This is a genomic window from Gallaecimonas kandeliae (genome assembly GCF_030450055.1).
Lineage (GTDB): Bacteria > Pseudomonadota > Gammaproteobacteria > Enterobacterales > Gallaecimonadaceae > Gallaecimonas > Gallaecimonas kandeliae.
On sequence record NZ_CP118480.1, the window covers coordinates 1984733 to 1998053 of the forward strand.

At 62.1% G+C, this 13321-nt stretch carries 13 protein-coding genes; 5 read left to right on the top strand and 8 right to left on the bottom strand.

Going from position 1 to position 13321, the window contains the following annotated elements; genetic code table 11:
- Positions 1-61: 61 nt before the first annotated feature.
- The 5 genes from cmk to gyrA all read right to left on the bottom strand — a co-directional run bounded on the left by cmk (position 62) and on the right by gyrA (position 6353).
- Complete coding sequence (cmk, locus tag PVT67_RS09705; RefSeq protein ID WP_301493278.1) at positions 62-748, bottom strand: (d)CMP kinase; 687 nt, start codon at positions 746-748, stop codon at positions 62-64.
- 72 nt (positions 749-820) lie between these two features.
- Complete coding sequence (aroA, locus tag PVT67_RS09710; RefSeq protein WP_301493280.1) at positions 821-2092, bottom strand: 3-phosphoshikimate 1-carboxyvinyltransferase; 1272 nt, start codon at positions 2090-2092, stop codon at positions 821-823.
- Positions 2093-2668, bottom strand: coding sequence for a chorismate mutase (locus tag PVT67_RS09715; RefSeq protein WP_301493281.1), 576 nt, complete (start codon positions 2666-2668; stop codon positions 2093-2095).
- On the bottom strand, positions 2658-3734 hold the full coding sequence (gene serC, locus PVT67_RS09720; RefSeq protein ID WP_301493283.1) for a 3-phosphoserine/phosphohydroxythreonine transaminase: 1077 nt from the start codon (positions 3732-3734) through the stop codon (positions 2658-2660). Before serC ends, PVT67_RS09715 begins: the two co-directional genes overlap by 11 nt.
- 45 nt (positions 3735-3779) lie before the next feature.
- Positions 3780-6353 (bottom strand): DNA gyrase subunit A, encoded by a 2574-nt coding sequence (gene gyrA / locus PVT67_RS09725; protein ID WP_301493285.1) that lies wholly within the window; start codon positions 6351-6353, stop codon positions 3780-3782.
- Between the two features lie 129 nt (positions 6354-6482).
- On the opposite strand from gyrA, the gene ubiG reads away from it, so the two are divergent.
- The 4 genes from ubiG to nrdB all read left to right on the top strand — a co-directional run bounded on the left by ubiG (position 6483) and on the right by nrdB (position 11572).
- Positions 6483-7187, top strand: a complete 705-nt coding sequence (gene ubiG / locus PVT67_RS09730) for a bifunctional 2-polyprenyl-6-hydroxyphenol methylase/3-demethylubiquinol 3-O-methyltransferase UbiG (RefSeq protein WP_301493287.1) — start codon at positions 6483-6485, stop codon at positions 7185-7187.
- Positions 7184-7837 (top strand): HAD family hydrolase, encoded by a 654-nt coding sequence (locus tag PVT67_RS09735; protein WP_301493289.1) that lies wholly within the window; start codon positions 7184-7186, stop codon positions 7835-7837. The genes ubiG and PVT67_RS09735 overlap by 4 nt, the downstream gene beginning before the upstream one ends.
- A 250-nt stretch (positions 7838-8087) precedes the next feature.
- Positions 8088-10397 carry a class 1a ribonucleoside-diphosphate reductase subunit alpha gene (gene nrdA, locus PVT67_RS09740; protein WP_301493290.1) on the top strand — a complete coding sequence of 770 codons (2310 nt, stop codon included), beginning with the start codon at positions 8088-8090 and terminating at the stop codon, positions 10395-10397.
- Between the two features lie 44 nt (positions 10398-10441).
- Positions 10442-11572 (top strand): class Ia ribonucleoside-diphosphate reductase subunit beta, encoded by a 1131-nt coding sequence (nrdB, locus tag PVT67_RS09745; protein ID WP_301493291.1) that lies wholly within the window; start codon positions 10442-10444, stop codon positions 11570-11572.
- A 44-nt stretch (positions 11573-11616) separates the two neighbouring features.
- Here the strand turns inward: nrdB and PVT67_RS18800 are convergent, their stop codons facing one another.
- On the bottom strand, positions 11617-11742 hold the full coding sequence (locus PVT67_RS18800; protein ID WP_336407723.1) for a helix-turn-helix transcriptional regulator: 126 nt from the start codon (positions 11740-11742) through the stop codon (positions 11617-11619).
- A gap of 116 nt (positions 11743-11858) precedes the next feature.
- On the opposite strand from PVT67_RS18800, the gene PVT67_RS09755 reads away from it, so the two are divergent.
- Positions 11859-12419: a GNAT family N-acetyltransferase gene (locus PVT67_RS09755; RefSeq protein ID WP_301493292.1), complete on the top strand. Its 561-nt coding sequence runs from the start codon at positions 11859-11861 to the stop codon at positions 12417-12419.
- A gap of 8 nt (positions 12420-12427) precedes the next feature.
- Here the strand turns inward: PVT67_RS09755 and PVT67_RS09760 are convergent, their stop codons facing one another.
- Together PVT67_RS09760 and PVT67_RS09765 are read right to left on the bottom strand one after the other, a co-directional pair.
- Positions 12428-12844, bottom strand: coding sequence for an META domain-containing protein (locus PVT67_RS09760; RefSeq protein WP_301493295.1), 417 nt, complete (start codon positions 12842-12844; stop codon positions 12428-12430).
- A 31-nt stretch (positions 12845-12875) separates the two neighbouring features.
- Positions 12876-13280, bottom strand: a complete 405-nt coding sequence (locus PVT67_RS09765) for a hypothetical protein (protein WP_301493296.1) — start codon at positions 13278-13280, stop codon at positions 12876-12878.
- Positions 13281-13321: the final 41 nt, after the last annotated feature.

Sequence of the window (13321 nt, forward strand, 5' to 3'; positions counted from 1 at the left end):
GCATCCGTCCGGCATGGGGTTGTTCATGTTTTCCGCGCCGGTCCCTGGTGCGGAAGGCTTCTCAATTGGCCGGTGCCAACTTGGCACTGACCTCCTGCCAGGCGGCTTCGAGCACCTGCTCGATGGAAAGATGGCTGGTGTCAATGATCACCGCATCTTCCGCTGGCTTCAGCGGCGCCACGGCGCGATTGGCATCGCGCTCGTCACGCTCACGTATCTCGGTTAAAAGACGTTCAATTTTAGCATCCTGGCCAGACGCCAGCAACTGCTGAAGGCGGCGCTCGGCGCGCACTTCGGCGCTTGCGGTCAGGAACAGCTTCACCGGCGCGCTCTTGAACACCACAGTGCCCATGTCGCGGCCGTCGGCCACCAGGCCCGGAGCCTTCTGAAAGGCGCGTTGGCGGCGTAGCAACGCTTCGCGCACCCGAGGAAAGGCAGCCACTTTGGAAGCGGCATTGGCCACTTCCTGGGTACGGATGGCGCTGGTCACGTCCTCCCCTTCGAGGATCACCTTGACCTGGCCTTCGCCGGGTTCGAACTGCACGTCCAAATGTGCCGCCAGGGGTACCAGCGCTTCTTCATCTTCCAAGGGGCATTGGTGATGCAACGCCGCCAGGGCCAGCACGCGATAAATCGCGCCGGAGTCGAGAAAATGCCAGCCCAGTCGTTCTGACAGGTGGTGGCAAAGGGTGCCCTTGCCTACCCCACTGGGTCCGTCCACCGTGACGACGGGTACCAGTTCAGCCATAAAATCCTCCATTTCTACGGATGTGGGTGGAAACCCACAGGCGTCGGGCGCGCATTATAGGGTAATTGGCTGTCAAATACCTTGTCTGATCGCGGCAAATCGTTCAAAGAAATCGGGAAAGGTCTTGGCGGTGCACTTGGGATCGCGGATCCCCATGGCACTCTCCCCCAGTGCCAGCAACGCAAAACACATGGCCATGCGGTGATCGTTGTAGGTGTCAATTTCGGCGTAGCGGATGGCATTGCCCTTGCTGACCCGGATGAAATCCCGCCCTTCTTCTACCTCGGCACCCACCTTCCTGAGCTCGGTGGCCATGGCATGCAGCCTGTCCGTTTCCTTGAGGCGCCAGTTATAGATGTTGCGGATACAGGTCTCACCTTCGGCGAAAAGGGCCGTGGTGGCGAGAGTCATGGCGGCATCGGGAATGGCGTTGGCGTCAAGATCTATGCCTTTGAGTGCGCCCTTGCGCACCCTGACCTGATGCTCTCCCCACTCCACCTGGGCCCCCATTTTCTCCAAGGCGTCGACGAAATCCACGTCCCCCTGCAGCATGCCTTTGAAGAGGCCCTTGATGGTCACGTCACCGGCGATGGCGCCGGCGGCGGCAAAATAAGAGGCAGAAGAGGCATCCCCTTCCACGAAGTACTGGCCAGGACTCTGGTATTGGCTTCCAGCCGCTATCACGAAGCTGTGCTCGTCTGGGCGCTCGGCTACCACGCCGAACCTGGCCATCAACCCCAGGGTCAGCTCCACGTAGGGCTTGGAGACCAGCTCCCCTTCCACCTCGATGCGCACCTCCCCTTCACAGAGCGGCGCCGCCATCAACAGAGCAGAGAGGAACTGGCTGGAGAGGTCGCCGCGCACCTTGACGGTACCACCAGCGAGCCTTTTACCGTTGATCCTAAGGGGCGGATAGCCCTCCTCGCCCAGGTACTGGATGTCGGCACCCAACTGGCGCAGGGCGTCTACCAAGTCACCTATGGGCCGCTCGTACATGCGCGGCTCACCGGTCAGTTCGAAACTGCCAGGGATCAAGGCCAGGGCCGCTGTCAGGGGGCGCATGGCGGTGCCGGCGTTACCGAGGAAGATGGGCTGGGCCGGGCTTTGCGGTTGCCAGGGGCCCTGCACCAGCAGCTCTTCGCCGTCCTGACGCACCGACACGTCCAGCGCCGCAAAGGCGCTGCGCATATGACGGATATCGTCGGCATCCAGCACATTGGCAAGGCGGGTCGGCTCAGCGCAGAAGGCCGCCAGCAGCAGGGCCCGGTTTGACAGGGACTTGGAGCCTGGCATGGCCAGGGTGCCGGTGACGGTGCCACCGGCGGCGAGGTTCAGCAATTCCATCTAATCATCCGAAAGCAAGGGCCAGGCATCAAACTGATGCCCGGAAATCAAATACCAGTTGTCGCCCACCGGCTCGCCCGGCCCCTGATGGCTCAGGGCTTGGGCACCGGCCTTGGCGCCATCGGCGGTGAGCAAAAAGCCATGGCGGCCTTGGGCCTTGAAGGTGGCGGCGGGCAAGAGCCCCTTGAGACTGGCCGGCAAGGGGCCAAGCCAAAGGGCGCCATCGGCCAGGCCATCGAAGACGGCGGCCAGGGGATCGGCGGTTTGCAGGGTCTGGGTGTAACGGCCCAGCAGCTTTTCGGCCCAATGAGGCTCGCTGCTGGCGATGCAGAAACGGCCCTGGTGGCCCCGGCACAGGGACACCCAGTCGCGGCAAAATTGCCTGACCACGGCAGCAGGAAGCTGAGGGAAGGCATTGACCCTGGCTTCCACCAGGGCGAATTCGCGGGCCGGGTCGAACACCCGGCCCCCTTTTAGCTCGCCGAGGGCGTCGGCCAGTTCGAGGCGCCTGGCCAGCAGGCCCAGCAGCGCCTCGTCGACCTGGTCTATCTCCCGGCGCAGTGCCTCAAGCGCCATGGCGCCCGGCAAAATCACGCATGAAATCCACCAGGGCCTGGGCCCCTGCCAGCGGCATGGCGTTGTACATGGAGGCGCGCATGCCGCCCACGAAACGATGCCCCTTGAGCGCCAGCAGGCCAAGTGCTTCGGCCTCGGCCAGGAAGGCCGCGTTGAGGCTCTCGTCCACAAGCTGCCAGACCACGTTCATGCGGGAGCGGCAGGACTTGTCCACCTGGTTCTGGTAGAGCGGCAGGTTGTCGATGGCCCCGTAGAGCAGCTCGGCCTTGGCGGCGTTAAGGGCTTCCATGGCGGCAACACCGCCCTGCTCTTTCAGCCACTCGAACACCAGCCCGGCCAGGTACCAGCTGTAGGTGGGCGGGGTGTTGACCATGGAGTCTTCCTTGGCCTGGCGGGCGTAATCCCAGATGCAGGGCACCTGCATGTCGTCACGCAGCAGATCCTCGCGCACTATGACCACGGCGAGGCCTGAGGGGCCTATGTTCTTCTGGGCACCGGCATAGATGAGGCCGTACTTGCTGACATCGATGCGGCGCGACAGTATGCAGGAGGACATGTCTGCCACCAGGGGCACGTCCACCGCCGGCTCCTCGAACATCTCGATGCCGTCCACCGTCTCGTTGGGGCAGTAGTGCAGGTACTTGGCGCCTTCGCGCACCCTTATCTCGATGGGCAGGCGGATGGGGCGGGCGCTCATGTCGATTTCGCCGGCGATGGCCACATCACGGAAGCGCTTGGCCTCTTCATAGGCGAGCTTGGACCACTGGCCTGTGACCAGGTAGTCGGCCTGCTCCCCTTCTTTCAAGAGGTTCAGGGGCACGGCGGTGAATTGGCTACGGCCGCCACCGGCCAGGAAAAGCACCTTGTAGTTGTCGGGGATGGCCATCAGCTCACGCAGATCGGCCTCGGCCTTGGCAGCAATGGCCATGAAGGGCTTGTCGCGGTGGGAGACTTCCATCACCGACACGCCCAAGCCCTGCCAGTCGATAAATTCGTTTTGTGCGCGTTGCATCACGGCCGGCGGCAACATGGCCGGGCCAGCACAGAAATTGAATACTCTTTTCATACGACCCTTTCTAAACGCAAAAAGCGGCCTCGCGGCCGCTTTGACTTATTCGTCGGCGCCTTCGCCTTCGACCTCTGGAGCGACATCCTCATCCACTTCGGCTATGCGTTGCAAGCCCACCACCTTCTCATCTTTGGTGGTGCGGATGATGGTGACACCCTGGGTGTTACGACCCACGCGGGACACCTCGTTGACACGGGTGCGCACCAGGGTGCCGCCGTTGGTGATGAGCATGATCTCGTCATTCTCTTCCACCGCCACGGCGCCAACCACTTTGCCGTTGCGCTCGGACACCTTGATGGAGACCACGCCCTTGGTGGCGCGGCTCTTGGCCGGGTATTCGAGCTGCTCGGTACGCTTGCCGTAGCCGTTCTCGGTGACGGTCAGGATGTCCACGTTCGCGTTGGGGATCACCATGGACACGACCCGCTGGCCGTCTTCCAGGTTGATGCCGCGCACGCCGGTGGCACCACGGCCCATGGGCCGCACTTGGTCTTCGCTGAAGCGCACGACCTTGCCTTCGTCACTGAACAGCATCACTTCGTTGCTGCCGTCGGTGATGGTGACACCGATCAGGGCGTCACCCTCGTTGAGGTTGACGGCGATGATGCCGCTGGAGCGGGGGCGGCTGTACTCGGTGAGGGCCGTCTTCTTGACGGTACCGCAAGCGGTGGCCATGAAGATGTACTTGCCTTCCTCGTATTCGCGCACCGGCAGTATGGCAGTGATGCGCTCGTCCGCTTCCAGGGGCAGCAGGTTGATGATAGGCCGGCCACGGGCGGTACGGCTGGCCAGCGGCAGCTGGTAGACCTTGAGCCAGTAGAGGCGGCCACGGCTGGAGAAGCAGAGGATGGTGTCGTGGGTGTTGGCCACCAGCAGACGCTCGATGAAGTCTTCATCCTTCATCTTGGTCGCAGCCTTGCCCTTGCCGCCGCGGCGCTGGGCCTCGTAGTCGGCCAGCACCTGGTACTTGACGTAGCCCTCATGGGAGAGGGTCACCACCACGTCTTCCTCGTTGATGAGGTCTTCGATGGAGATGTCGGCGGAAGACTCGCTGATCTCGGTGCGGCGGTCATCGCCGTACTGGTCGGCCACGGCCACCAGCTCTTCGCGGATCACTTCCATCAGGCGCTCGGGAGAGGCCAGGATGTGCAGCAGGCCCTTGATGAGATCCAGCAGGCCCTTGTACTCCTCGAGGATCTTCTCGTGCTCGAGGCCGGTCAGGCGGTGCAGGCGCAGATCCAGGATGGCCTGGGCCTGCACTTCGGTCAGGTAATACTTGCCGTCGCGGATGCCGAACTGCGGCTCCAGGCCCTCGGGGCGGGCGGCGTCGGTGCCGGCGCCTTCGAGCATGGCCGCCACGTTGCCGAGCTCCCAGGGGGTGCTGACCAGGCCAGCCTTGGCGTCGGCCGGGGTCGGGCTGCGGCGGATAAGCTCGATGACAGGGTCGATGTTGGCCAGGGCGATGGCCAGGCCTTCCAGCACATGGGCACGCTCACGGGCCTTGCGCAGTTCAAAGATAGTGCGACGGGTCACCACTTCACGGCGGTGGTTGATGAAGCACTCGAGGGCATCTTTAAGGTTGAACAGGCGCGGCTGGTTCTGGTCCAGGGCCACCATGTTGATGCCGAAGACCACCTGCATCTGGGTCAGGGAGTAGAGCTTGTTGAGCACCACTTCACCGGCTTCACCACGCTTGAGTTCGATGACGACCCGCAGGCCGTCCTTGTCGGACTCATCGCGCAGGGCGCTGATGCCCTCCAGGCGCTTTTCCTTGACCAGCTCGGCGATCTTCTCGATGAGGCGGGCCTTGTTCACCTGGTAGGGCAGCTCGTGGACGACGATGGTCTCACGGCCATTGTCCTCGTTGACCTCTACCTCGGCGCGGGCACGGATGTAAATCTTGCCGCGGCCGGTGTGGTAGGCGTCGCGGATGCCGCTCTTGCCGTTGATGATGCCCTGGGTGGGGAAGTCGGGCCCGGGGATGTATTCCATCAGTTCGTCGATGGACAGCTCCGGGTTGTCTATGAGGGCCACGCAGCCCCCCACTACCTCACGCAGGTTGTGGGGCGGGATGTTGGTGGCCATACCCACGGCAATACCGGCGGCGCCGTTGACCAGCAGGTTCGGCACCCGGGTCGGCAGCACGTCGGGGATTTGTTCGGTGTTGTCGTAGTTGGGGACGAAGTCGACGGTTTCCTTGTCCAGATCCGCCAGCAGTTCGTGGGAGATCTTGGCCATGCGCACTTCGGTGTAACGCATGGCGGCGGCGGAGTCGCCGTCAACGGAACCGAAGTTCCCCTGCCCGTCCACCAGGGTGTAGCGCATGGAAAAAGGCTGGGCCAGGCGGACTATGGTGTCGTACACAGCCGAGTCGCCGTGGGGGTGATACTTACCGATCACATCCCCTACTACGCGGGCCGATTTCTTATAGGCTTTGTTCCAGTCGTTGCCGAGCTCGTTCATGGCGAACAGTACGCGCCGGTGAACGGGCTTGAGGCCGTCACGGACGTCGGGCAGCGCACGCCCGACGATGACGCTCATGGCGTAATCAAGGTAGGAGCTTTTGAGCTCGTCCTCGATGTTGACCGGCACAATTTCTTTGGCCAGATCGCTCATCTCAGTCGTCCCTTTTAGCAGGTCTTCCAACAAAGTGAGCCACTATACCACAACGCCTGAAGTTGACCATGAAAAGGCAACGCCATCAGGGCTATAATGCGCCGTCAGCCAAACGCCGGAACAGGATAGATGAACAGCAACGTCGACAACGCCGAAATCGCCAAATTCGAAGCCATGGCCCATCGCTGGTGGGATAAGGATGGGGAGTTCAAACCCCTGCATCAGCTGAACCCGGTGCGCCTGGCCTTTGTGGAGGAAATGGCGGACGGCCTGGCCGGCAAGCGCATCGTCGATATCGGCTGCGGCGGTGGCATCCTCTCCGAGTCCATGGCCCGCCTCGGCGCCAAGGTCACCGGTATCGACATGGGAGGCGAACCCTTGAACGTGGCCCGTGCCCACGCGGCCGAAATGGGAGTGGAGCTGGACTATCGCCAGATCACCGCCGAGGAGCTGGCCGAAGAGCTGCCCGGCCAGTTCGATGTCGTCACCTGCATGGAAATGCTCGAACACGTACCGGATCCGCAATCCGTGGTCAGCGCCTGCGCCAAGCTCTGCAAACCGGGTGGCACCCTGGTGTTCTCCACCCTCAACCGCACTCTCAAGGCCTGGGCACTGGGCGTTTTTGCAGCCGAGCGCATCCTGAAGTGGCTGCCTGCCGGTACCCACGACTACCAGAAGTTCATCAAGCCCGCCGAGCTGATGGGCTTTTGCGATGAAGCCGGCCTGGTCCCCACCAAGGCGGTGGGCATGGGCTACAACCTGCTGACCGGCCAGTTCAGCCGCTCCGAGCGTCTGGACATGAACTACCTGGTGGCGGCCAGGAAAGACGCATGACCGCCGTCCTCTTCGACCTCGACGGCACCCTGCTGGACACGGCCCCGGACCTGCGCCGGGCCCTCAATGAGGTGTTGGCCGCCCAGGGCCTGCCGCTCAAGTCCCTGGACGAGGTGCGCCCCCATGCCACCCACGGCACCAAGAGCCTGCTGAACCTGGGCTTTGGCGAAGGGGCCTTCGAACGCCAGGAGCTGCGCGAGGCCTTCTGGGCCGCCTACCTGCGTGACATCTCCCAGGAGACCCGGCTCTTTCCCGGCGTCGCCGAGCTGGTGGCCGCCCTCAATGCCGCGGCCATTCCCTGGGGCATAGTCACCAACAAGATCACCCAGTTGACGGTGGCCGCCCTGCCTCATTTTCCCGAGCTCGACGCCTGCCAGGCCCTGGTCTGTGGCGACACCCTGGCCGAACGTAAACCCCACCCGGCCCCCTTGCTGCACGCCGCCGCCCTGCTGGGCAGCGATCCCCGCCATTGCCTCTACCTGGGGGATGCCCTGACCGACATGGAAGCAGCCCGGGATGCCGGCATGCAGGGCCTGGTGGCCAGCTGGGGCTATGTAGACCAGGATCACCCCCATTGGCCCGCCAGGGCCGTGCTGGCAAGGCCCCAGGCCCTGCTGGAATGGTGCAAGATCAGTCGATCAGACGCGTGATCGTTTTTTTTTAACGGGGCTTGCAATTTGGTAAGGGCGGCGATGTTCGCCGCCTTTGCGTTAGTGAACACTAACGGGATTAAAAAGGCGCCGTTCTTGGACCTTGAAAGCAGCCCCCGACCTCACTATCTTGTTCCTCGTAACTTAAACAAACCCAATATCTTGTGTATCTGATGCACAAGAAATACACGCCAGTGTCGTAGTAGTGCTGCCGGCGGTACATCAGGGAATAGCGCAGATAAGGTAAGCCATGAACAATCACCTCCTCGTCACCAAGCGCAACGGCCAACAGGAAGCCATCGATCTGGACAAGATCCACAGGGTGGTTACCTGGGCCGCTGATGGTCTCAACAACGTATCCGTCTCCCAAGTGGAGCTGCGTGCCCAGATCCAGTTCTACGACGGCATCAAGACCGCCGACATCCACGAGACCCTGATCAAGGCCGCCGCCGACCTGATCTCCGACGAAGCGCCCGACTATCAGTACCTGGCCGCCCGCCTGGCCATCTTCCACCTGCGCAAGAAGGCCTATGACGAATTCGAGCCGCCGCACCTCTTCGAACACGTCAAGAAGATGGTGGCCATGGGCAAGTACGCCGAGCACCTGCTTGAGGACTACTCAGAAGCCGACTTCGACACCCTGAACGGTTTCATCGACCACAGCCGCGATCTCAACTTCTCCTACGCCGCGGTCAAGCAGCTGGAAGGCAAGTACCTGGTCCAGAACAGGGTCACCGGCGAGATCTATGAATCCGCCCAGATGCTGTACCTGCTGGTGGGTGCCTGCCTGTTCGCCGGTTACCCCCATGACACCCGCCTGGGTTACGTCAAGCGCTTCTACGACGCGGTGTCCACCTTCAAGATCTCCCTGCCTACGCCCATCATGAGTGGCGTGCGCACCCCGACTCGCCAGTTCAGCTCCTGCGTGCTGATCGAGACCGGCGACTCCCTGGATTCCATCAACGCCACCGCGTCCGCCATAGTCCGCTACGTCTCCCAGCGTGCGGGCATCGGCATCAACGCCGGCCGCCTGCGTGCCCTGGGCAGCCCCATCCGTGGCGGCGAAGCCTTCCACACCGGCTGTATCCCCTTCTACAAGCACTTCCAGACCGCCGTTAAGTCCTGCTCCCAGGGCGGCGTGCGCGGCGGTGCCGCCACCCTCTTCTACCCCATGTGGCACCTGGAAGTGGAATCCCTGCTGGTACTGAAGAACAACCGTGGCGTCGAGGAAAACCGGGTCCGTCACATGGACTACGGCGTGCAGATCAACCGCCTGATGTACCAGCGCCTGATCAAGGGCGGCGACATTACCCTGTTCAGCCCCTCCGACGTGCCCGGCCTCTACGACGCCTTCTTCGCCGACCAGGCCAAGTTCGAAGAGCTCTACGCCAAGTACGAGCAGGACCCGGCCATCCGCAAGAAGACCCTCAAGGCCGTGGAGCTGTTCTCCCTGCTGCTGTCCGAGCGCGCCTCCACCGGCCGCATCTACGTGCAGAACGTTGACCACTGCAACACCCACAGCCCCTTCGATCCGGAAGTGGCCCCGGTACGCCAGAGCAACCTCTGCCTGGAGATCGCCCTGCCCACCAAGCCGCTGGAAGACATCAACGACGAGAACGGCGAAATCGCCCTCTGCACCCTCTCTGCCTTCAACCTCGGCGCCATCAGCGACCTGTCCGAGTTGGAAGAGCTGGGTGAGCTGGCCGTGCGCGCCCTGGACGCCTTGCTGGACTACCAGGATTACCCGGTCAAGGCCGCCCACATCGCCACCATGGGCCGCCGCACCCTGGGCGTAGGCGTCATCAACTACGCCTACTACCTGGCCAAGAACGGCGTGCGCTATTCCGACGGCTCCGCCAACGGCCTGACCCACAGGACCTTCGAGGCCATCCAGTATTACCTGCTCAAAGCCTCCATGGAGCTGGCCAAGGAACGTGGCGCCTGCCCCATGTTCGACGAGACCACCTACGCCAAGGGCATACTGCCCATCGACACCTACAAGAAGGATCTGGATAAGATTGTCGATGAGCCGCTGCACCTGGATTGGGAAACCCTGCGTAAGGACATCGTCGACCACGGCCTGCGCAACTCCACCCTGACCGCGCTGATGCCGTCCGAGACCAGCTCCCAGATGTCCAACGCCACCAACGGCATAGAGCCGCCCCGTGGCCATATCTCGGTCAAGGCTTCCAAGGACGGCATACTGCGCCAGGTGGTGCCGGACTACGAAGAACTCAAGGACGCCTACGAACTGCTGTGGGACATCCCCAACAACGACGGCTACCTGCAGCTGGTTGGCATCATGCAGAAGTTCGTGGACCAATCCATCAGCGCCAACACCAACTACGATCCGGCCAAGTTCCCCGGTGGCAAGGTGCCGATGCAGACCCTGATCAAGGATCTGCTGACCGCCTATAAGATGGGCGTCAAGACCCTTTACTACCACAACACCCGCGACGGTGCGACGGACGTCCAGACTGACCTCAAGGCCAGCACCGGTGCGACCGAAGTTATGGTCGAGGAAGACGACGGCTGCGCCGGCGGCGCCTGTAAGATTTAAGGAAATCAGGGGCCGCCAGGCCCCTTTTTACCGTTGAGGATAAGATGCGTTACACCACTTTCAGTCGAACCAAAAATGATGCCCTGGCCGAGCCCATGTTCTTCGGCCAACCGGTCAACGTGGCCCGCTACGACCAGCAAAAATACGAAGTCTTCGAAAAGCTGATCGAAAAGCAGCTGTCCTTCTTCTGGCGCCCGGAAGAAGTGGACGTCTCCAAGGACCGCGTCGACTTCAACAAGCTACCCGAGCACGAGCAGCACATCTTCCTGTCCAACCTCAAATACCAGACGCTCCTGGACTCCATCCAGGGCCGCAGCCCCAATGTGGCCCTGCTGCCCCTGGTGTCCATTCCGGAGCTCGAGACCTGGATAGAGACCTGGTCCTTCTCTGAGACCATCCACAGCCGCTCCTACACCCACATCATCCGCAACATAGTCGCGGATCCGGCCAAGGTGTTCGACGACATCGTCGTCAACGAAGAGATCCAGAAACGGGCCGACGAGATAGCCGGCTACTACGACGACCTCATACTGCACAGCCAGGCCTGGCAACTGCACGGCGAGGGCAGCCACCAGATCGACGGCAAGACCGTCGAGGTGAACCTGCATGACCTCAAGAAGAAGCTGTACCTCTGCATGATGGCGGTCAACGCCCTCGAGGCCATCCGCTTCTACGTCTCCTTCGCCTGCTCCTTCGCCTTTGCCGAGCGCAAACTGATGGAAGGCAACGCCAAGATCATCAAGTTCATCGCCCGGGACGAGGGCCTGCATCTGGCCGGCACCCAGCAGATCCTGAACCTGATGCGCGACGGCAAGGAAGGGGCCGAATGGGCCCAGATAGCCGCCGAGTGCCGCAGCGAGTCCGAGGCCCTGTTCAAGCGCGCCGCCGAGCAGGAGAAGGCCTGGGCCAAGTACCTGTTCAAGGACGGCTCCATGATCGGTCTCAACGAGTCCATTCTCAGCCAGTACGTGGAGTACATCACCAATCTCCGCATGAACTTTATTGGCTTGACTCCGGCCTTCGCCACCACCTCCAACCCCATCCCCTGGATCAACGCCTGGCTGGAATCGGACAACGTGCAGGTGGCTCCCCAGGAATCGGAGATCAGCTCTTACCTGGTAGGCCAGATCGACGCCAACGTCGACTTGGACGACTTGGACGACTTCGACCTCTAAACAAAAAACCCCGCTTCTGCGGGGTTTTTTAATGCGGGTCTGCCCTATTCCATCGGCAGCGAAAAGATGTCTTCCACCGGTACCTGGAAACAGCGGGCCAGCTTGAGGGCGATGGTCACCGAAGGAGTAAGGCGGCCGGTCTCCACCGTGCTGATGGTCTTGCGCGACACCCTATGGCTTCGGCCAGCTCCCCCTGGGTCAGGTTATGGAAGGCTTTTTTGATCTGAACGCTGACGCCGTCCCACCGCAATGGTTAAACTGACAGCGTTACAGTGCAGGGAAGGCCATGATCAACAGCCGCCACTACCTCTCCTTCGACCGCGTCAAAGACGGTACCCCCGTCTTCGTACGGGCCGTGCGCCGGGAAGACAAGTACGCCCTGCTCAAGGCCTACAAGCACATGTCCGAGCGCTCCATTTACTACCGCTTCATGAGGCCCAAGTGGCAGATGAGCCTGGACGAGGCCGCCCGCTTCACCGACGTGGACTTTGAAAACCATGTGGCCATCGCCGTCGGCCATTACAGCGACAAGGGCGAGGAAGAGGCGCTGGGGATAGGCCGTTACATACTGCTGCCGGGCAGCAAGGTCAAAAGGGCCGAGTTCGCCTGTGCCGTCATCGACAGCCTCCAAGGCCAGGGGGTGGGCTCCATTCTCTTCAAACACCTTGTGAAGATCGCCCGCGAACAGGGCATAGAGGAATTCGTGGCCGAGGTGCTACCCCAAAACCGCGGCATGATGGGGGTTTTTCGCGCCAGCGGCCTGCCGGTCAGGGCCATCATGGAAGACGGCCTGCTGCGGGTTAACCTGGATCTGCGCCAGAGAGACGAAGTGCTGGAGTCGGACTAAACGACGGTTTAGCGGCCCTGCCTGAAGCGCAGCGGCGCCTCGAAGCCGTCCGAATAGAGCTTGAGGGTATCGCCGTCCAGCTCTATCCAGTTGGCCTTGCCGAGCCGGTCGAGGTAAAGCCCCTCGGCCTGCATCAGCTCCCCCATGCAGGCCATCTTGGTACTGCCGATATTACCTACCTTGATGGCCGCGCCGTTGACCAGCTTGTAGCCTCCGAAATAGCGGTTGCAGCCGCTAACGCCGCTGAGCTTGCCATCGGATGTGAGGTTGAGGGTGATGCCTTTGGTGGCGTTGGCAGCCGTTTTCAGGGGGCCCTCGACGGTAGCGCCACTGAGATACCAGGTGGCGTCATAGAAGCCGGGGTCATTGGGGTGCTGGCATCCTGCCAGCAAGAGAACGGCCATCATCACGAACTTCTTGTCCATATCGCGAACTCCTTTTCATCGGCCGGAAATTTCAGTCGCCAGTGGCCCCCACCGGCGAGGGCGTCAATTCCCAGCATAGCTTGGGATCCCCCTGCCAGCGGATCTGGGCCACTTTTCCATTCAATAATTGGACCTGGCGCACACAGCCGTCCACCTTGGCGCCTCCACCGAAGAGGGTGCCGATGGAGCCGAACACATGGCCTGAGCCGCCCCCAACCCCAACGCTCACCGCCGGCCTGTGGCTGGAGCGGCTGTCGCGGTAGATAAGCCAGTCCTGGTCTTCCACCTTGGTGGTCTGGGCCGGTACGCCCCATTTGTCCATCAGCGCCTCGGCGGTATAGCCCTGCCACTGGCGCATCCGGGCATCCACCCCTTCTGGCGGCACGGTGCTGCAGGCGCCCAGCACCAACAGCGGCAACAACAGCAGTTTTTTCAAGGCCAGGCCCTCCCTATGTTCTGCCTACACTGTTGCACCTT